Origin of the sequence: Limnobacter sp., assembly GCF_046297615.1 — a bacterium.
Taxonomy (GTDB): domain Bacteria; phylum Pseudomonadota; class Gammaproteobacteria; order Burkholderiales; family Burkholderiaceae_B; genus Limnobacter.
In genome coordinates this window covers 100,760-119,926 of record NZ_JBKBHM010000001.1, presented here as the reverse complement: position 1 = coordinate 119,926, position 19,167 = coordinate 100,760, and the positions used below count along the sequence as shown (strand labels likewise).

The window sequence follows — 19,167 nt, the reverse complement described above, 5'->3', positions numbered from 1 at the left end:
CCCAGCGCCCGGCCTTTAGGCGGGCTGTTTGGTTTTGCGGCTGGTTTTCCGCTCTTCCCGCTGAAAGGCCTTGAATGCGGCGTCCGAGCCATGAAGGCGGCTGATCTGTTCGGCCGCCCAATGGAACAAGCCCGGCGCCAGAATCAACGGCGCGATCTGCTTGGGCGCGATGATCTTGCGTTGCCGTTTGCGGATGCCCTTGAACATCGCATCAATCACCTGCTCCGGTTCAACAGCGGCAAACGCACCCTTGTGCCCGCCCCACAAAACCCCGGCATCCACTTCCTTGATCATCGCCGTGTTGGTGAAGGTGGGGTGCACGCAGCCCACTGCGATGCCGTCGACCGCCAGCTCCTGTCGGGCCACGTCCGCCAGCGCCTCCACAGCGGCTTTCGAGGCTGCGTAATGCGCCATCAGGGGTGTGTGAATGGCCGCCGCCAGTGACGACACCACCTGAAGATAACCTTGCGTGTCCCGAAGGTAAGGAATCGCCGCGCGAATGGTGTTGAACACCCCATTCACATTCACATCCAGCACTGCTTTGAAATCTGCAGGGTTCATCGACTCAATCGAGCCCATGCGCAAAATGCCTGCATTGGCCACCACCACATCAATGCGACCAAAACGTGCAGCGCAGGCCTCCATCGCCAACTCAATGTCCCCAAGCGAGCACACATTGGCCACACAGCCCGCCGCATTGGCCCCCAGCGCCTCTGTTTGCGTGAATACATCCCGCTCGTTGAGGTCAACCACAAACACCTGGCCGCCAGCCGACACCACCCGTTGTGCCAAGCCAGCACCCAAACCTCGTGCACCGCCAGTGATGAACACCACTTTGTTCTTCATGGCTCAAGCCCCCGGCAAGGTCGAAATGAATTCCATGCAATCACAGGCAAATTGTTCCGGTGTCTCCTCCATCGGAATATGCCCTACCCCCGGGTATCTGATCAGCCGTGAACCCGGGATGTCCTTGTGCATGCGCTCACCCATCTCCGGTTTCACCCAGCGGTCCGCATCGCCCCAAACAATCAGGCAGGGCACTTTGATGTCGGGCAGACGGTGGGCACCCAACTCGCCATCCGTGAACACGCCGACCATTCCGGGCACTGCGCTGCGGTTGGGCTTGTGCATGAACAACTCAAGGTATCGTTTCAACACAAAAGGCTTGATCTTGCTGGCATCGCCATACACATCCCGAATTGCCATGCGCAGCAAAAATGCGGGCACCGAGTGTTTCACCAGCCCCGCAATCGGCGCAATCGTGAACAGCTTGATGTAAATCGGCAACGGCTGCTGATAGGCCACCGAGTCGCTCAGCACCGCACCCCGAACCCGCTCCGGGTGTCGTTGCGCTTGGTCCCAGCTCAGGAAGCCACCAAACGAATTGCCAATCATCACGCAGCGCTTAACGTCCAGCGTGTCCAGCAGCGCATCCACAAACGTTTGATAAAACGCCACATCCAGCTTTCGTGGCTTGCCGCTTTCATCCAACACGGGCCCTGTTAGCCCGAAGGGGGGCAAATCAAAGCGAATCACCCGGTGCTGTTTCACCAGTTCGCGGGCCACATCGTCCCAAGTGTGCAGGCTGGCAGCAAAGCCATGAACCATCACCACATCGGGGCCTTGGCCTTCGATGCTGACATGGACATCCAGCCCCATGCACTTCACAAAGCGAGAATGGGGTGTACTGTGTTTGCGTTTCAGGGCCTCAAAATCGGGGCCGTTTAAACCAAATTCCTGAAGCAGGGCGTTCAAAAGTGGTGTCTCCTGTTGGCAAGCAAGCCCGCTGGTTGCGGCTCAGCTCAAGCTGTAATGTCGGGTGTCCGGCTTTTTGGTTTTCCACCGGTATTCGAAGGTGAAGCCGGGCCAATTGTTGATGTTTTTCCCGGATTCGTTTTTATACCAGCTTGTGCAGCCGCTATCCCAAACCGATTTCGAAATTCGTTGCTGCAAACGGTCATTGAATCCGAATTGCGTGTCTGCGTTCACCTCAATCAAGGAGGCGCCCTTGCGTTGCTTCAAGCGCAAGGCGCCCATGACATGCGCAATCTGCGATTCCAGCATGTACACGATCGAACTGTGGGCCAAATTCGTGTTTGGGCCGTACAGCATGAAAAAATTCGGGAATCCGTGCACCGTCATGCCCAGGTAGGCTTCCGCCCCCTTGGCCCACACCTCATTGAGCACCATGCCCCGCCGTCCAGTGATCTTCATCGGCGACAGAAACTCTGTGGCAGCAAACCCGGTGCCATAAATCACCACATCGGCCTCCTGCAACACCCCGCTGGCGTCGCGGACCCCGTGTTCCTCGAAGTGGGCCACTCCCTCGGTGACCACATCCACATTGGCGCGCGCCAAGGCCGGGTACCAGTCATTGGAGATCAAGACCCGCTTGCATCCCAACGCGTAGTCGGGCTCAATCTTCTGCAGCAACAGCGGGTCCTTGATGTGCTTGCGCATCTGCGCTCGTGCCCGGCTTTCAAAGAGCTTCAAAATCCACGGCTGCTGCGTAAATGCAATGGCCCGGCTTTCATGTTCCACGTAAGTCCAGGCGCGGCTTATGGCCTGTGCCAAAGGCGCGGCGGAAAACACCAGGTTGTCCACCACCCCATACGCCCTGTCAGGTTTGGGAATCACCCAAGCCCCCGAGCGCTGGAACACCGTCACCGACTTTGCCCGCTTGGCCAGCTCCGGCACAAACTGGATCGCGCTGGCCCCCGTGCCAATCACAACCACCCTGCGGCCATCAATCACCGTGTCATGGTCCCATTGTGCGGAATGAAACACCGCCCCCTTGAATGAAGATCGGCCTTCAATGGCGGGAATCAACGGGCGGCTCAATTGCCCCACGGCGCTGACCACGTGTCGCGCCCGCCACACGCCGCCTTTGGCGTCTTTCACCACCCAAAACTGATTGGTTTCATCGAACCAGGCCTCCTTGGCCTCCGCATTGAAATTCAGATGGTCATGCAGGCCATATTTCAGGGCGCAGCTTTTCAGGTAGCCCAGAATTTCAGCCTGATGGGCAAACCGACGGCTCCAGTCGGCCTTGGGTTCAAACGAAAATGAATACAAGTGCGAAGGCACATCGCAGGCTGCGCCCGGGTAAGTGTTCTCCCGCCAGCATCCGCCCACCTCGGCGGCTTTTTCCAAAATGGCAAAACGCCGCTCGCCCGCCTTTTTCAACGCGATGCCCATGCCCAGGCCGCCAAAGCCAGCACCCAGAATCAACACCTCAAGGGGTTCTACCGAAGACATCGCCTTTCTCCATTCGTCATCATCATCTCAGTGTAGAAGCAGACATCCATCGGCCAACTGGTCTACAATCAATAAAAATTGATAATTCCGGACATGCAAATCACGGAAGGAGACACGCACCATGAACAAGGCGGCCGCCCCTCGGCGATCGGTAACCAGTGTTGGAATTCTCTGCAAACTCGGACAGCGGCTGGGCTCACCGCTCAGTGGCTTGTTGTCGGGCTCATCGATTGCGCCTGCCCACCTGCAGGACCCTCATCTTGAAATCCGGCCCGAGCAAGAGCTTCAAGTCATACTCAATCTCGTTCGCCTTCAGGGGCAAACACCCGGTTTGGGCTTGATGGCTGGGGCGGAATATCACCTGGCCACCTATGGCCTTTGGGGGTATGCCTTGCTTACCTGTCCAAACTTTGGAGAGGCGGTCCACATGGGCTTGCGCTATCTGGATTTGTCCTTTGCTTTTTCCCGGATCGACCTGGACGAGCGCAGTGATTCCGTGGCCATCGTGCTGAATGTCGATCACCTGCCACCCGCAGCCCGAGCCTTTGTGCTTGAGCGCGATTCCTCAGCCATTCAGGTCATTCAACGGGAATTGTTTGGCGCAGCAATGCCCTTGATGGACCTTGAATTTTCCATGCGTCCCACTGCGCCATTGGCCCAATACGAGGCCGTGTATGGTCGAGTGCCCCGGTTTGAGTCGTCCAGAAACGCGGTCGTGTTCTCACGCGACTTGCTGAGCACGCCCCTGCCCAAAGGCAACCCGGCGTCCGTCGAGTATTTCGATCGCCAACTGCAGCAGTTGCTGCAACTGCGCACGGAGCGTGGAGGAACGTCGGCCTGGATCCGCAACAAACTGCTGGCCAACATTTCCAACACCCCCAGCCTGGCCCAAATCGCGAGCGACCACTTCATGACCGAGCGTACCCTGCGCCGCCGCCTGGCCGATGAAGGCACCAGTTTTCGTGACCTGCTCACCGAGGTGCGTCAAACCATGGCCGAAGAACTGCTGTGTTCCACTGGTTTGAGTGTGTCCGAAGTGTCGTCCCGCTTGGGGTACGCCTCCACCTCGGCATTCATCCATGCCTTTCAAAAATGGCGCAGCTGTTCACCCCGCCAGTTTCTTGAGGCTCGAACGCAAGAGAAACAGAGCAACCAGGCCGGGTAAAGCCACCGCAGTCGACGCCAAAAAGAAGCCGTCCCAACCCCAAGCCGCCACCGCATAACCTGCGGGGGCGCTCAGGTACACCCGGCCGACCGCCGCCAAAGACGACAGCAACGCGTACTGCGTGGCCGAAAACTCCCTGCTGCACAGGCTGGTCAGCAGGGCGACAAAAGCCGCAGTGCCCATGCCGCCACACAGGTTCTCCACAAACACCGCGGCACCCATCGCCACCACATTGGGCGCGCTCACTGCCAGCCCCCAAAACGTCAGGTTCGACACCGCTTGCAAACCACCAAACACCAACAGCGCATTGAACAGCCCCCAACGCTTGACACCATAGCCACCGGCGAATGCGCCAATCAAGGTGGCAATCAGGCTGACCGTCTTGTTGATCGCCCCCACCTCGGTCAGCGTAAAGCCCAGCCCTTTGAGCAGAAAGGCTGTTGTCAGCGACCCTGCAAAGGCATCGCCCATCTTGTAAAGCACAATCAGCAGCAGAATCCAGACCGCCGCAGGCTTACCGAAAAAGTCCCGGGCCGACTCCCGAACCAAGCCCAGCACATTTTTTCGGGCCGACTGAGCATCCGGGTTTTCTGCTGTTGGACTAAAGCCGGTCACCACTGCGCTCAAAGCCAGCAGGCCAGCCATCAACAAATAGGTGCCCTTCCAGCCCAGGTATTCACCGGCCAGAATCAAGGCCAGCCCGCCTGACACCAGCATGGCCGTGCGGTAGCCCGCCACGTAATAAGCAGCCCCCAGTCCACGTTCCTGGGCCGGAAGCAGGTCGGTTCGGTAGGCATCAATCGCCATGTCTTGCGTGGCAGAGCAAAACGCAATCGCCACCGCCACCGCAGCCACGTTCCAGGCCGAATGGGCATCCACAAAAGCCATGGCGGCCACCAGCCCGGCACAGGCCAGTTGCATCAACACAATCCACCCCCGTCGCTGGTCAAACAACCGTGGATTGATGGCGTCCAGCAAAGGCGACCACAAAAACTTGTAGGTATAAGGAAACCCCACCACTGCATAAAGGCCGATGGTTTTGATGTCCACGCCTTCCACGGTCAGCCAGGCTTGAAGGGTGCTGCCAGTCAGCGCAAGGGGAAGGCCGCTGGAAAAGCCGAGAATGAGAATACAAAACAAACGGAATGCAGGCATGGGGTTGACGAATACAAAAATAAGGGACATAATCCGGGGTTCTCTTTCGGAGAGATGCCCGAGTGGCTAAAGGGGGCAGACTGTAAATCTGTTGGCTTACGCCTACGCTGGTTCGAATCCAGCTCTCTCCACCAGAATTCAAGCAGTTTAACCGAGTGCGTGCTGTAAGGCGCACAAGGTGTGCGGGTGTAGCTCAATGGTAGAGCTGAAGCCTTCCAAGCTTAAGACGAGGGTTCGATTCCCTTCACCCGCTCCAGGCTTTGTAAGACATGCTCATGTGGCTCAGTGGTAGAGCACTCCCTTGGTAAGGGAGAGGTCGGCAGTTCGATCCTGCCCATGAGCACCAAAATTTTGTGTTTAAACCGCACCCAATCGCGCCGGGTGCTCGCATCGAGGTCGTCATGGCAAAAGAAAAGTTTGAGCGTAAGAAGCCGCACGTCAACGTAGGAACGATTGGTCACGTGGACCACGGAAAGACGACTTTGACAGCGGCGATCACAACGGTTCTGGCCCGCCTGATTGGTGGTGAAGCCAAAGGCTACGACCAGATTGATGCGGCCCCTGAAGAAAAGGCCCGTGGTATTACCATCAACACAGCGCACGTTGAGTACGAAACCGAGACTCGCCACTACGCGCACGTTGACTGCCCCGGCCACGCCGACTACGTCAAGAACATGATTACCGGTGCGGCCCAGATGGACGGCGCCATTCTGGTGTGTTCCGCCGCTGACGGCCCCATGCCCCAGACTCGCGAGCACATCCTGCTGGCCCGTCAGGTTGGCGTGCCTTACATCATCGTGTTCCTGAACAAGTGCGACATGGTTGATGATGCCGAACTGCTGGAACTGGTTGAAATGGAAGTGCGCGAACTGCTGTCTTCCTATGACTTCCCAGGCGACGACGTGCCCATCATCAAAGGTTCAGCCAAGCTGGCCCTGGAAGGTGACGCAGGCGAACTGGGCGAAGGTGCCATCAAGGCCCTGGCCGCAGCCCTGGACAGCTACATCCCCACGCCTGAGCGTGCAGTGGACGGCGCATTCCTGATGCCTATCGAAGATGTGTTCTCCATCTCCGGTCGCGGTACCGTAGTGACAGGCCGTATCGAGCGCGGTATCGTCAAAGTCGGCGAAGAAATTGAAATCGTGGGTATCAAAGACACCGCCAAGACCACCTGTACAGGCGTGGAAATGTTCCGCAAGCTGCTGGACCAAGGCCAAGCCGGTGACAACGTGGGCGTACTGCTGCGCGGCACCAAGCGTGAAGACGTAGAGCGCGGCCAAGTGCTGTGCAAACCCGGTTCGATCAAGCCACACACAGGCTTTACCGCCGAAGTGTACGTGCTGTCCAAAGAAGAAGGTGGTCGTCACACCCCCTTCTTCAACAACTACCGTCCCCAGTTCTACTTCCGTACAACGGACGTGACCGGCTCCATCAGCTTGCCTGCTGACAAGGAAATGGTACTGCCCGGCGACAACGTGTCGATCAATGTTGAATTGATCGCCCCGATCGCGATGGAAGAAGGTCTGCGCTTTGCGATCCGCGAAGGCGGTCGTACGGTGGGCGCCGGTGTGGTTGCCAAGATCACTAAGTGATTCTGAAGGGCAATAGCTCAACTGGCAGAGCGTCGGTCTCCAAAACCGAAGGTTGGGGGTTCGATTCCCTCTTGCCCTGCCAATTTTGGTAGGACCGTCGCCGCTGACATGGCTCAGCGGCGGCTTACATTTTAAGAACATGGCACAGAGCGACATTCAAACCGTATCGTCGGGCAAGGACAAAGCCCTCTTGGCATTGTCCGTGGTATTTGCCATCGGTGGCGCGGTCGCCTATCAGGTGCTTTCTTCGCAAGACTTCTTCATTCGCTTGGCGGTGGTTGTCTTGGGTGTGGCGCTGGCTCTGGGTGCATTTCTTGTGTCGGCTGCCGGCAAGCGTTTTGTGGCCTTCGCCAAAGATTCGGTGAATGAGTCCAAGCGTGTTGTGTGGCCCACTCGCAAAGAAGGCACCCAAATGACTGCGGTCGTGTTCGGTTTTGTGGTGGTCATGGCCATTTACCTCTTGATCGTCGACAAGACCATTGAATGGGTGTTCTACGATCTGCTTCTGGGGTGGACCCGATAATGTCTAAACGTTGGTACGTCGTTCACGCCTACTCGGGCCTCGAGAAGAGCGTTCAGCGCGCCCTGCAGGAGCGCATTGATCGTTCCGAGATTTCCGACCTGTTTGGCCGCATCTTGGTCCCCTCTGAAGAAGTGGTGGAAATCAAGGGTGGTCAAAAGTCCATCACCGAGCGTCGTTTCTTCCCCGGCTATGTGCTGGTCGAGATGGAAATGACCGACGATTCCTGGCACTTGGTTAAAAACACCTCCAAAGTGACTGGTTTTGTGGGTGGTGTGGGCAACCGCCCCACGCCGATTTCCCAGAAAGAAGTCGACAAGATCATGCAGCAAATGCAGGAAGGCGCTGAGAAGCCCCGTCCGAAAGTGCTGTTCGAAGTGGGCGAAATGGTGCGTGTCAAGGAAGGTCCGTTTGCGGACTTCAACGGCAACGTCGAAGAAGTGAACTACGAAAAAAGCAAGCTGCGTGTTTCAGTCACTATTTTCGGTCGGGCCACGCCTGTTGAACTCGATTTCCATCAAGTCGAAAAAGTTTAAGCGTCAGTTTTCAGCCGCCTGTTTTATTTGCTGGCAGGGTTCACGGTACGACAAGCAAAACGAGGAGCAACTTCGGTTGCGTTAGAACTCACGGAGAGCATTCATGGCCAAGAAGATTATTGGCTTTATCAAGCTGCAAGTGCCAGCCGGTAAAGCAAACCCCTCGCCCCCCATCGGTCCAGCCCTGGGTCAACGCGGTTTGAACATCATGGAATTCTGTAAGGCGTTCAACGCCCAGACTCAAGGCGTTGAGCCTGGTCTGCCAATTCCTGTGGTGATCACTGCATACGCGGACAAGTCTTTCACGTTCATCATGAAGACGCCCCCCGCGACCATCCTGATCAAGAAAGCGGCGAAAATCACCAAGGGTTCACCTCGTCCTCACATGGACAAAGTGGGCTCGATCACCCGCGCTCAGGCTGAAGAAATCGCCAAAACAAAAATGCCTGACCTGACTGCCGCCGATCTGGAAGCTGCTGTTCGCACAGTGGCCGGTTCCGCACGCAGCATGGGCATCACGGTAGAGGGTCTGTAACATGGCAAAACTGTCCAAGCGCCAACAAGCGATCCGCGCAAAAATCGATCGCAACTCCACCTACCCCGTTGAGCAGGCTCTGAACCTGATCAAGGAAACAGCAACTGCCAAGTTCGACGAGTCCGTCGACGCGGCAATCGCCCTGGGTATCGATGCACGTAAATCCGACCAGCTGGTTCGTGGTTCCGTGGTTCTGCCCGCAGGCACTGGCAAGTCCGTTCGTGTGGCTGTGTTTGCCCAAGGTGCCAAGGCTGACGAAGCCAAAGCCGCTGGTGCTGACATCGTCGGCATGGAAGACCTGGCTGCTGAAGTCAAGGCTGGCAACATCAACTTTGACGTGGTTATCGCTTCCCCCGACACCATGCGCGTTGTGGGTACCCTGGGTCAAATTCTCGGCCCTCGCGGCCTGATGCCTAACCCCAAGGTTGGTACAGTGACGCCCGACGTGGCCACTGCAGTGAAAAACGCCAAAGCTGGTCAGGTGCAGTTCCGTACCGACAAGGCCGGTATTATCCACTGCACCATCGGACGCGCCTCGTTCAACGTGGATCAGCTCAAGACCAACCTGGCTGCCCTGGTTGATGCCTTGAACAAATCCAAGCCAGCCTCGTCCAAAGGCGTATACCTCAAGAAAATTGCGGTCTCCAGCACCATGGGTGGTGGGGTTCGCGTCGATTCAGCCACCGTGCTGGGTCAATAAGAACTTTGGGCTGTCACCCGCGGTGTGGTTCGCCGCACAGCAGGTGGCAGGTTATCAAAGACCGTTGGAAGCGGCGCTGGTAGTTCAGGCAACGCTTTAAAACATGTGATCCAACGTAGATGGCGGTCCCGAGGAAAGTAATGAATGAATGTTCAAAGCTTGATTTCGGTCGCCTGTTTTTAACAGTGCAATAGCGCTTCTTTTTGGAGAAAGACCGTGGCTCTTAACCGCCAAGAAAAAGCAGCTGTGATTGAAGAAGTGTCCGCCCAAGTGGCTGGCGCCCAATCGATCATCGTTGCTGAATATCGTGGTCTGTCTGTGGAAAGTGTGACTCAACTGCGCCGGGAAGCCCGTGCTGCAGGTGTGTATCTGCGCGTTCTGAAAAACACCCTGGCCCGTCGCGCCGTCTCCGGCACGCCTTTCGAGGCGCTGTCCGACAAGATGGCCGGCCCGCTCATCTATGGCATCAGCAATGATCCCGTAGCAGCAGCCAAGGTGTTGGTCAATTTTGCCAAAACCAACGACAAATTGGTGCTCACCGCCGGTGCTATGCCCGGACAGGTGATGGATGTCAACGGCGTCAAAGCCCTGGCAACCCTGCCAAGCCGTGAAGAGTTGTTGGCGAAATTGCTGGGCACCATGCAAGCCCCCATCGCACAGTTCGTTCGTACCCTCAACGAAGTACCAACGAAATTTGTACGTGGATTGGCTGCAGTGCGTGACCAGAAAGAATCGCAGTCTGCATAACTTTGTTCAGATTCACCGAATCAAACTTTTAACTGGAGAAATACCATGGCAACTAAAGCCGAAATCATCGACGCCATCGCTGGCCTGTCCGTACTCGAACTGTCTGAACTGATCAAGGATCTGGAAGAAAAGTTCGGCGTATCCGCCGCTGCTGCTGCTGTTGCAGTTGCTGCTCCTGCTGCTGGCGCTGCGCCTGCTGCTGCTGAAGAAAAAACCGAGTTCGACGTTGTGCTGACCGCCTCTGGCGAAAGCAAAGTGAACGTGATCAAGGTTGTTCGTGCATTGACCGGTCTGGGCCTGAAAGAAGCCAAGGATCTGGTTGACGGCGCACCCAAGACAGTGAAGGAAGGCGTTTCCAAAGCTGAAGCCGCTGACATCAAGAAGCAACTTGAAGAAGCTGGTGCCAAGGTCGACGTTAAGTAATGTCGCTGTGCAAAACGCCCGGAGGTATTTTTGCCTCCGGGCTTTTTGCGCTTCAGTTCCGGAAAACACTCTGTAGTTGATTAAGCCATGCGCGTCTGCATGCCCATCGCTTAATCCGCTCGACCATCAGGACAGAAAATATGTCTTACTCTGCCACCGAGAAAAAACGCATACGCAAAAGCTTTGCGAAACGGCCTCCAGTTTTGGATGTTCCGTACCTTCTCACCACCCAGTTGGACTCCTACACGGAATTCTTGCAACTGGGCGCACCCGTTGAACAACGTAAGGAACAGGGTTTGCAGGCAGCGTTTCAGTCTGTCTTCCCGATCGTGTCCCACAACGGCTACGCCCGTCTGGAATTCGTCCAGTACGCTTTGGGTGAGCCCGCCTTCGACGTGAAGGAATGTCAGCAGCGTGGCCTCACCTTCTGCTCGCCCCTGCGCGCACGCGTGCGCCTGGTGTTGCTGGACCGCGAGGCCAGCAAGCCCACGGTCAAGGAGGTCAAGGAGCAAGAGGTGTACATGGGCGAACTGCCCCTGATGACCCGTAATGGTTCTTTCGTGATCAACGGCACCGAGCGTGTCATCGTGTCCCAGTTGCACCGTTCACCCGGTGTGTTCTTCGAGCACGACCGTGGCAAAACCCACAGCTCCGGCAAACTGCTGTTCTCCGCGCGGATCATTCCTTACCGCGGCTCTTGGCTCGACTTCGAATTCGACCCCAAAGACGTGTTGTACTTCCGTGTTGACCGTCGCCGCAAAATGCCGGTCACCATCCTGCTCAAAGCCATTGGCATGAACAACGAGCAGATCCTGTCCACCTTCTTTGACTTTGATCAATTCGAGATCAAATCCGAAGGCGCGCAAATGGACGTGGTCACCAGCCGTCTCAAGGGCGAAGTGGCCAAGTTCGACATCGTGGACAAATCCGGCAAGGTGCTGGTCCAGAAAGACAAGCGCATCAACGCCAAGAACATCCGTGACATCGAAGCCGCCGGCCTGACCAAGATCACCGTGCCCGAGGACTTCCTCGTGGGCCGTACCTTGGCCAAAAACATCATCGACCCCAGCACCGGGGAAGTGGTGGCCAACGCCAACGATGAAATCACTGAAGAAACCATGGGCAAGATCCGCGATGCCGGCGTCAAGTCCATCGAGACCATCTTCACCAACGAACTGGACCAAGGGCCTTACATTTCCCAGACCCTGAGAACCGATGAAACGGTTGACCAGACTGCTGCGCGCGTGGCCATCTACCGCATGATGCGTCCTGGCGAGCCGCCCACGGAAGAAGCCGTGGAAATGCTGTTCAATCGCCTCTTCTACAGCGAAGAAGCCTACGACCTGTCCCGCGTTGGTCGCATGAAGTTCAACCGCCGCGTGGGTCGCCCTGAAGTGGAAGGCCCCATGGTGTTGACCGATGACGACATTCTGGCCGTCATCAAAATTCTGGTCGACCTGCGCAATGGCCGCGGCGAGATCGACGACATCGACCACCTCGGTAACCGCCGCGTGCGTTGCGTTGGTGAATTGGCTGAAAACCAGTTCCGTGCTGGCCTCGTGCGGGTTGAGCGTGCAGTGAAAGAGCGTCTGGGTCAGGCTGAAGCCGAAAACCTGATGCCCCACGACTTGATCAACTCCAAGCCCATCTCTGCGGCCATCAAGGAGTTTTTCGGTTCGTCCCAGCTGTCGCAGTTCATGGACCAGACCAACCCACTGTCCGAGATCACCCACAAGCGTCGTGTGTCCGCACTCGGCCCGGGCGGTTTGACTCGTGAGCGTGCCGGCTTTGAGGTTCGTGACGTACACACCACCCACTACGGCCGTGTGTGCCCGATCGAAACTCCTGAAGGTCCAAACATTGGTCTGATCAACTCCATGGCGATGTTCGCCCGCCTGAACGAGTACGGTTTCCTCGAAACCCCGTACCGCAAGGTTGAGAACAGCGTGGTCACCGATGAAATCGTGTACCTGTCCGCCATCGAAGAAGGCCGTTACGTGATCGCTCAGGCGAACGCGGAAGTGAACGAGAAGAAGCGCCTTGTTGGCGACCTCGTGTCCTGCCGGGTGGCCGGTGAATTCGAGTTGGTTGATCCCTCTGGCGTTCAACTGATGGACGTGGCCCCTGGTCAGATCGTGTCCGTTGCGGCGTCACTGATTCCGTTCCTTGAGCACGACGATGCGAACCGGGCCTTGATGGGCGCCAACATGCAGCGCCAGGCCGTGCCCTGTCTGCGCCCCGAGAAGCCATTCGCCGGTACCGGCATTGAGCGGACTGTGGCTGTCGACTCGGGCACCGTGATCACGGCTGACCACGGTGGTGTGGTTGACTACGTCGACGCCAACCGTATCGTGGTTCGCGTGAACGACGATGAAGTTGAAACCGGTTCTGTCGGTGTCGACATCTACAACCTGATCAAGTACACCCGTTCCAACCAGAACACCAACATCAACCAGCGCCCCATCGTGAACCGGGGTGACATCATCGCCCGTGGCGATGTGATTGCTGATGGCGCGTCCACCGACCTCGGCGAATTGGCCTTGGGTCAAAACATGCTGGTCGCGTTCATGCCCTGGAACGGCTACAACTTCGAAGACTCCATCCTCATTTCCGAGCGTGTGGTGGCCGAAGACCGCTACACCTCGATCCACATCGAGGAGCTGTCTGTGGTTGCCCGCGACACCAAGCTGGGCTCCGAAGAAATCACACGCGACATTTCCAACCTGTCCGAGGCCCAACTGTCACGTCTGGATGAGTCCGGTATCGTGTACATCGGTGCCGAGGTTCAGGCCGGCGATGTGCTGGTTGGTAAAGTAACCCCCAAAGGCGAAACCCAGCTGACTCCTGAAGAAAAACTGCTGCGCGCAATCTTCGGTGAAAAAGCCTCTGACGTGAAAGACACCTCACTGCGCGTGCCTTCCGGCATGACAGGGACTGTGATTGACGTTCAGGTTTTCACCCGTGAAGGTATTGTCCGCGACAAGCGCGCCCAGTCCATCATTGACGATGAACTCAAGCGCTATCGCCTGGACCTGAACGACCAGATGCGTATCGTAGAAGCTGACACATTCAGCCGTATCGAGCGTTTCCTGGTGGGCAAGGTGGCCAATGGTGGTCCATCCAAGTTGGCCAAGGGCAGCAAAATCACCGCCGATTACCTCGGTGAAGTCGATCGTCACCACTGGTTCGACATTCGTCTGGCCGACGAAGAGGCCGCTACCCAGTTGGAAACGCTGAAGAAGTCCATCGAAGACAAGCGTCACCAGTTTGACCTTGCTTTCGAAGAGAAGCGCAAGAAGTTGACTCAGGGCGACGAGTTGCCCCCAGGCGTGCTCAAAATGGTCAAGGTTTACCTGGCTGTGAAGCGCCGTCTGCAGCCCGGCGACAAAATGGCCGGCCGTCACGGTAACAAGGGTGTGGTCTCCAAGATCGTTCCCGTCGAAGATCTGCCGCACATGGCCGATGGCCGTCCTGTGGACATCGTACTGAACCCGCTGGGCGTACCTTCCCGTATGAACGTGGGTCAGATTCTCGAAACCCACTTGGGCTGGGCTGGCAAGGGCATTGGCGATCGCATCAGCGAAATGCTGCAACAGCAAAACGCTGTGGCCCGTCTGCGTGAATACCTGAACAAGGTGTACAACAGCACTGGCACACCGGTTGATCTGGACTCCATGACTGATGAAGAAATCATCAAAATGGGCAAGAACCTGTCCAAAGGTATGCCGTTCGCTACACCCGTGTTCGACGGTGCGAATGAAAAAGACATTCTTGACATGCTCGAGCTGGCTTACCCCAGCGATGACCCACGCATGCAAGCCTTGGGCTTTAACGACCACAAAACGCAGATCACCCTGATCGATGGCCGCACTGGCGAAGCCTTCGACCGGAAGGTGACTGTGGGCTACATGCACGTGCTGAAGCTGCACCACTTGGTCGATGACAAGATGCACGCCCGTTCAACCGGTCCATACTCGCTGGTGACGCAACAGCCGCTGGGTGGTAAAGCCCAGTTCGGTGGCCAGCGCTTCGGTGAGATGGAAGTCTGGGCGCTTGAAGCTTACGGTGCCTCGTATGTGCTGCAGGAAATGTTGACCGTCAAGTCTGACGACGTGAACGGTCGAACCAAGGTGTACGAGAATTTGGTCAAGGGTGATCACACCATCGATGCCGGCATGCCGGAGTCTTTCAACGTGTTGGTGAAAGAAATCCGCTCACTGGGCATTGACATTGATCTGGACCGTTTCTGATCGGTCGCGACGGAGGTTATTCGATGAAAGCATTACTTGATCTGTTTAAACAGGTCCAACAGGACGAGCAATTCGACGCAATCAAGATCGCGATTGCTTCTCCTGACAAAATCCGTTCGTGGTCTTTCGGTGAGGTCAAGAAGCCTGAGACCATCAACTACCGCACCTTCAAACCCGAGCGGGATGGTTTGTTCTGCGCCAAAATTTTCGGTCCCATCAAGGATTACGAATGTTTGTGCGGCAAGTACAAGCGCTTAAAGCACCGTGGTGTGATTTGTGAAAAGTGTGGCGTTGAAGTCACGCTGGCCAAGGTCCGCCGTGAGCGCATGGGTCACATCGACCTGGCCTCCCCTGTTGCGCACATTTGGTTCCTGAAGTCCCTGCCGTCCCGTTTGGGCATGGTGTTGGACATGACCCTGCGCGACATCGAGCGTGTTCTGTACTTTGAAGGCTTTGTGGTGGTTGAGCCCGGCATGACCCCGCTCAAACGCGCCCAACTGCTGACCGAAGAAGACTACTTGGCCAAGCAGGAAGAGTACGGCGATGACTTCATTGCCCACATGGGTGCTGAAGGCATTCGTGAGTTGCTCAAGTCCATCGACATCGATCGCGAAGTGACCACACTGCGCGACGAGTTGGCTGCCACCAGCTCCGAAGCCAAAATCAAGAAAATTGCCAAGCGCTTGAAAGTGCTGGAAGGTTTCCAGAAGTCGGGCATCAAGCCCGAGTGGATGATTTTGGAAGTGCTGCCTGTGCTGCCTCCCGAACTGCGCCCACTGGTGCCGTTGGACGGTGGTCGCTTCGCGACTTCCGACCTGAACGACCTGTACCGTCGCGTCATCAACCGGAACAACCGTCTGAAGCGTCTGCTCGAGCTGAACGCTCCTGACATCATTGTGCGCAACGAAAAGCGCATGCTGCAGGAAGCGGTGGATTCCCTGCTGGACAACGGCCGTCGCGGCAAAGCCATGACCGGTGCCAACAAGCGCCCATTGAAGTCGCTGGCCGACATGATCAAAGGCAAGGGCGGTCGTTTCCGTCAAAACTTGTTGGGCAAACGCGTGGACTACTCCGGTCGTTCGGTGATCGTGGTGGGCCCACAGCTCAAACTGCACCAGTGCGGCTTGCCCAAACTGATGGCTTTGGAACTGTTCAAGCCCTTCATTTTCAACCGCTTGGAAGTGATGGGCATTGCCACCACCATCAAGCAGGCCAAGAAGTTTGTCGAAAACCAGGAACCCATTGTGTGGGACATTCTGGAAGAGGTCATCCGCGAACATCCTGTGATGCTGAACCGTGCGCCAACGCTGCACCGTTTGGGTATTCAGGCGTTTGAGCCGGTCCTGATCGAAGGCAAGGCCATCCAGTTGCACCCCCTCGTTTGTGCGGCATTCAACGCCGACTTCGACGGTGACCAAATGGCTGTTCACGTCCCCTTGTCCCTGGAAGCACAGATTGAAGCCCGCACCTTGATGCTGGCCTCCAACAACGTGCTGTTCCCGGCCAACGGTGACCCTTCCATCGTACCCTCACAAGACATCGTGTTGGGCCTGTACTACACCACCCGCGACAAGGTCAACGGCAAAAACGAAGGTCTGGTGTTTGCAGACGTGGGCGAAGTCAATCGCGCTTACGACAACAAAGAAGTCGAGCTGGCCACCCGCATCACCGTGCGTATCAACGAATTCGTGGTGAACAAGGAAACCGGCGAAAAAACCGCCAAGCGCACCCGCTATGAAACAACGGTTGGTCGTGCCTTGCTGTCTGAAATCCTGCCACCCGGGCTGCCATTCTCCTTCATCGATCGTCCGCTGAAGAAGAAAGAAATCTCCCGCCTGATCAACGCCTCTTTCCGTCGCTGTGGCCTGCGTGAAACCGTGATTTTCGCGGACAAACTGATGCAGTTCGGCTTCCGCATGGCGACTCGCGGTGGTATCTCCATCGCCATGGGCGACATGGTCGTACCCGCACAGAAACAAACCATCATTGCCGCTGCTGAAGCGGAAGTGAAGGAAATTCAGGCGCAGTACACCTCTGGTCTGGTAACCCAAGGCGAACGTTACAACAAAGTGGTTGACATCTGGGGCCGCGCTGGCGACCAGGTGGGCAAGGCCATGATGGAGCAACTGGCGACCGAGCCAGTGATCGATCGCAACGGTCAGGAAGTGCGCCAGGAATCGTTCAACGCCATTTACATGATGGCCGACTCCGGTGCGCGGGGTTCTGCCGCCCAGATTCGCCAGTTGGCGGGTATGCGTGGCCTGATGGCCAAGCCTGACGGCTCCATCATTGAAACACCGATCATCGCGAACTTCCGCGAAGGTCTGAACGTGTTGCAGTACTTCATTTCCACCCACGGTGCGCGTAAAGGTCTGGCCGACACGGCCTTGAAGACTGCGAACTCCGGCTATCTGACTCGCCGTCTGGTTGACGTGACTCAGGACTTGGTGGTGGTTGAAGACGATTGCGGCACATCCAATGGTGTGGCCATGAAAGCCCTGGTTGAAGGTGGTGAAGTCATCGAAGCACTGCGAGACCGTATTCTGGGTCGTGTCACCGTGGCTGACGTGGTCAACCCTGAAACTCAGGAAACCGTGTTCGAAACCGGCAAGCTGCTGGATGAAGACGCTGTTGAACTCATCGACCAATTGGGCATTGACGAAGTGCGCGTACGCACCCCGCTGTCATGCGACACCCGCTATGGCCTGTGTGCCAAGTGCTACGGCCGTGACCTCGGCCGCGGTACGCTGGTGAACAACGGTGAAGCGGTGGGTGTGATCGCCGCGCAGTCCATCGGTGAACCCGGTACACAGCTGACCATGCGGACCTTCCACATTGGTGGTGCGGCGTCCCGCGCTGCCGTGGTGTCCAGCATTGAAGCCAAGTCCAACGGCATCATCCGCTTTACGTCGACCATGCGTTACGTGACCAACGGCAAGGGCGAGCAGATCGTCATTTCCCGTTCGGGCGAAGTGCTGATCACCGACGACTTTGGCCGTGAGCGTGAGCGTCACAAAGTACCTTACGGTGCTACCCTGTCCGCTCTTGACGGCAATCAGGTCAAGGCTGGTACCGTGTTGGCCACCTGGGATCCGTTGACTCGCCCAATCGTGACCGAATACGCCGGTAAGATCAAATTCGAGAACATCGAAGAAGGCGCAACCGTTGCCAAGCAGATCGACGAAGTCACAGGTCTGTCCACACTGGTGGTGATTGACGCCAAGCGTCGTACCGCCGGTGGCAAAGGTGAGCGTCCTCAGGTGAAACTGCTGGATGCGGCAGGCAATGAAGTCAAAATTGCCAACACTGACCATTCCGTGAACATCAGCTTCCCCGTGGGTGCGCTGATCACCGTCCGTGACGGTATGGACGTCTCAGTGGGTGAAGTTCTGGCCCGTATTCCTCAGGAAAGCCAGAAAACCCGTGACATTACCGGTGGTCTGCCCCGTGTGGCCGAGCTGTTCGAAGCCCGTTCACCCAAAGACGCCGGTATGCTGGCTGAAGTGACCGGTACCGTGTCCTTCGGTAAAGACACCAAAGGCAAACAGCGTCTGGTCATCACCGACCTTGAAGGCGTGTCTCATGAGTTCTTGATCCCCAAAGACAAGCACGTCATGGTTCACGATGGTCAAGTGGTCAACAAGGGCGAGTCCATTGTTGACGGCCCAGCCGATCCGCACGACATTCTGCGTCTTCTCGGTATCGAGTCGCTGGCCCGCTACATCGTGGACGAGGTTCAAGACGTTTACCGTCTCCAGGGTGTAAAGATCAACGACAAGCACATTGAAGTGATTGTTCGTCAGATGCTGCGCCGTGTGGTGGTGGATGACGCTGGCGAAACCGGGTTTATTCCTGGCGAACAGGTCGAACGCTCCGAATTGTTGGATGCAAACGACAAAATGCGCGCCGAGAACAAGCGTGAAGCCACCTATCAAAATATCTTGCTGGGTATCACCAAGGCGTCTTTGTCCACCGACTCGTTCATTTCCGCGGCTTCCTTCCAGGAAACCACCCGCGTATTGACCGAAGCGGCCATCATGGGCAAGCGCGACGATCTGCGTGGTCTGAAGGAAAACGTCATTGTGGGTCGTTTGATCCCAGCCGGTACCGGCTTGGCGTACCACAAGGCCCGCAAAGACAAAGAGGCCCGCGAGGCCGAGGAACTCCGCATGCTGGAAGCGGAGCAGGACCCACGTGCGCAAGCCGAAGCCCTGTTCAATATGCCAGCGGCGGACACCTCCGAGGACGCCTAAGTCCTTGTTGGTGCATCGATTTGGGGCGACGAA

14 protein-coding genes and 4 tRNA genes are annotated in these 19,167 nt (G+C 56.9%); 14 read left to right on the top strand and 4 right to left on the bottom strand.

The annotated features are described in order from the left end of the window. Nucleotides 1–15: 15 nt before the first annotated feature. The 3 genes from ACK4FF_RS00605 to ACK4FF_RS00595 are packed head-to-tail and all read right to left on the bottom strand — an operon-like array spanning nt 16 to nt 3,258. Nucleotides 16–846: an SDR family NAD(P)-dependent oxidoreductase gene (locus ACK4FF_RS00605; RefSeq protein WP_409703388.1), complete on the bottom strand. Its 831-nt coding sequence runs from the start codon at nt 844–846 to the stop codon at nt 16–18. Nucleotides 847–849: 3 nt separating this feature from the next. Then, nucleotides 850–1,755 carry an alpha/beta fold hydrolase gene (locus ACK4FF_RS00600; RefSeq protein WP_409703385.1) on the bottom strand — a complete coding sequence of 302 codons (906 nt, stop codon included), beginning with the start codon at nt 1,753–1,755 and terminating at the stop codon, nt 850–852. A gap of 42 nt (nt 1,756–1,797) precedes the next feature. Further along, a complete protein-coding gene (locus ACK4FF_RS00595; RefSeq protein ID WP_409703382.1) occupies nt 1,798–3,258 on the bottom strand; it encodes a flavin-containing monooxygenase in 1,461 nt (486 codons plus the stop codon). A 121-nt stretch (nt 3,259–3,379) separates the two neighbouring features. Between ACK4FF_RS00595 and ACK4FF_RS00590 the strand changes: the two genes are divergently transcribed. Next, entirely contained in the window at nt 3,380–4,423 is a 1,044-nt protein-coding gene (locus ACK4FF_RS00590) for an AraC family transcriptional regulator (RefSeq protein WP_409703379.1), read from the top strand. Here ACK4FF_RS00590 and ACK4FF_RS00585 read toward each other — a convergent pair. Continuing rightward, complete coding sequence (locus ACK4FF_RS00585) at nt 4,364–5,608, bottom strand: AmpG family muropeptide MFS transporter (RefSeq protein ID WP_409703376.1); 1,245 nt, start codon at nt 5,606–5,608, stop codon at nt 4,364–4,366. The genes ACK4FF_RS00590 and ACK4FF_RS00585 overlap by 60 nt on opposite strands. 18 nt (nt 5,609–5,626) lie before the next feature. On the opposite strand from ACK4FF_RS00585, the gene ACK4FF_RS00580 reads away from it, so the two are divergent. The 13 genes from ACK4FF_RS00580 to rpoC all read left to right on the top strand — a co-directional run bounded on the left by ACK4FF_RS00580 (nt 5,627) and on the right by rpoC (nt 19,134). After that, nucleotides 5,627–5,712: transfer RNA gene (locus tag ACK4FF_RS00580), tRNA-Tyr, on the top strand. A 48-nt stretch (nt 5,713–5,760) separates the two neighbouring features. Beyond that, nucleotides 5,761–5,834 (top strand) — tRNA-Gly (locus tag ACK4FF_RS00575). A gap of 15 nt (nt 5,835–5,849) precedes the next feature. Next, nucleotides 5,850–5,924, top strand: a tRNA-Thr gene (locus ACK4FF_RS00570). 55 nt (nt 5,925–5,979) lie between these two features. Beyond that, nucleotides 5,980–7,170, top strand: a complete 1,191-nt coding sequence (gene tuf / locus ACK4FF_RS00565) for an elongation factor Tu (RefSeq protein WP_409703339.1) — start codon at nt 5,980–5,982, stop codon at nt 7,168–7,170. 6 nt (nt 7,171–7,176) lie between these two features. Continuing rightward, nucleotides 7,177–7,252: transfer RNA gene (locus tag ACK4FF_RS00560), tRNA-Trp, on the top strand. Nucleotides 7,253–7,309: 57 nt separating this feature from the next. Beyond that, nucleotides 7,310–7,693, top strand: a complete 384-nt coding sequence (gene secE / locus ACK4FF_RS00555) for a preprotein translocase subunit SecE (protein WP_409703373.1) — start codon at nt 7,310–7,312, stop codon at nt 7,691–7,693. Further along, on the top strand, nt 7,693–8,226 hold the full coding sequence (gene nusG / locus ACK4FF_RS00550) for a transcription termination/antitermination protein NusG (RefSeq protein WP_409703370.1): 534 nt from the start codon (nt 7,693–7,695) through the stop codon (nt 8,224–8,226). Before secE ends, nusG begins: the two co-directional genes overlap by 1 nt. A gap of 103 nt (nt 8,227–8,329) precedes the next feature. Then, nucleotides 8,330–8,761 carry a 50S ribosomal protein L11 gene (gene rplK / locus ACK4FF_RS00545; RefSeq protein ID WP_409703367.1) on the top strand — a complete coding sequence of 144 codons (432 nt, stop codon included), beginning with the start codon at nt 8,330–8,332 and terminating at the stop codon, nt 8,759–8,761. A gap of 1 nt (nt 8,762) precedes the next feature. Then, nucleotides 8,763–9,461: a 50S ribosomal protein L1 gene (rplA, locus tag ACK4FF_RS00540; protein WP_409703364.1), complete on the top strand. Its 699-nt coding sequence runs from the start codon at nt 8,763–8,765 to the stop codon at nt 9,459–9,461. Nucleotides 9,462–9,677: 216 nt separating this feature from the next. Continuing rightward, the gene (rplJ, locus tag ACK4FF_RS00535) at nt 9,678–10,208 is read left to right on the top strand and encodes a 50S ribosomal protein L10 (protein ID WP_409703361.1); all 531 of its coding nucleotides are present in this window, start codon (nt 9,678–9,680) and stop codon (nt 10,206–10,208) included. Between the two features lie 45 nt (nt 10,209–10,253). After that, nucleotides 10,254–10,631, top strand: a complete 378-nt coding sequence (gene rplL, locus ACK4FF_RS00530) for a 50S ribosomal protein L7/L12 (RefSeq protein WP_409703358.1) — start codon at nt 10,254–10,256, stop codon at nt 10,629–10,631. A gap of 140 nt (nt 10,632–10,771) precedes the next feature. Continuing rightward, complete coding sequence (rpoB, locus tag ACK4FF_RS00525) at nt 10,772–14,881, top strand: DNA-directed RNA polymerase subunit beta (RefSeq protein ID WP_409703355.1); 4,110 nt, start codon at nt 10,772–10,774, stop codon at nt 14,879–14,881. Nucleotides 14,882–14,904: 23 nt separating this feature from the next. Beyond that, entirely contained in the window at nt 14,905–19,134 is a 4,230-nt protein-coding gene (rpoC, locus tag ACK4FF_RS00520) for a DNA-directed RNA polymerase subunit beta' (protein ID WP_409703352.1), read from the top strand. Nucleotides 19,135–19,167 lie beyond the last annotated feature (33 nt).

Coding starts and splice junctions, on each gene's coding strand:
- ACK4FF_RS00605 (WP_409703388.1), bottom strand. CDS start 846: ATGAAGAACAAAGTGGTGTTCATCACTGGCGGTGCACGAGGTTTGGGT.
- ACK4FF_RS00595 (WP_409703382.1), bottom strand. CDS start 3,258: ATGTCTTCGGTAGAACCCCTTGAGGTGTTGATTCTGGGTGCTGGCTTT.
- ACK4FF_RS00590 (WP_409703379.1), top strand. CDS start 3,380: ATGAACAAGGCGGCCGCCCCTCGGCGATCGGTAACCAGTGTTGGAATT.
- ACK4FF_RS00585 (WP_409703376.1), bottom strand. CDS start 5,608: ATGTCCCTTATTTTTGTATTCGTCAACCCCATGCCTGCATTCCGTTTG.
- tuf (WP_409703339.1), top strand. CDS start 5,980: ATGGCAAAAGAAAAGTTTGAGCGTAAGAAGCCGCACGTCAACGTAGGA.
- secE (WP_409703373.1), top strand. CDS start 7,310: ATGGCACAGAGCGACATTCAAACCGTATCGTCGGGCAAGGACAAAGCC.
- nusG (WP_409703370.1), top strand. CDS start 7,693: ATGTCTAAACGTTGGTACGTCGTTCACGCCTACTCGGGCCTCGAGAAG.
- rplK (WP_409703367.1), top strand. CDS start 8,330: ATGGCCAAGAAGATTATTGGCTTTATCAAGCTGCAAGTGCCAGCCGGT.
- rplA (WP_409703364.1), top strand. CDS start 8,763: ATGGCAAAACTGTCCAAGCGCCAACAAGCGATCCGCGCAAAAATCGAT.
- rplL (WP_409703358.1), top strand. CDS start 10,254: ATGGCAACTAAAGCCGAAATCATCGACGCCATCGCTGGCCTGTCCGTA.
- rpoB (WP_409703355.1), top strand. CDS start 10,772: ATGTCTTACTCTGCCACCGAGAAAAAACGCATACGCAAAAGCTTTGCG.
- rpoC (WP_409703352.1), top strand. CDS start 14,905: ATGAAAGCATTACTTGATCTGTTTAAACAGGTCCAACAGGACGAGCAA.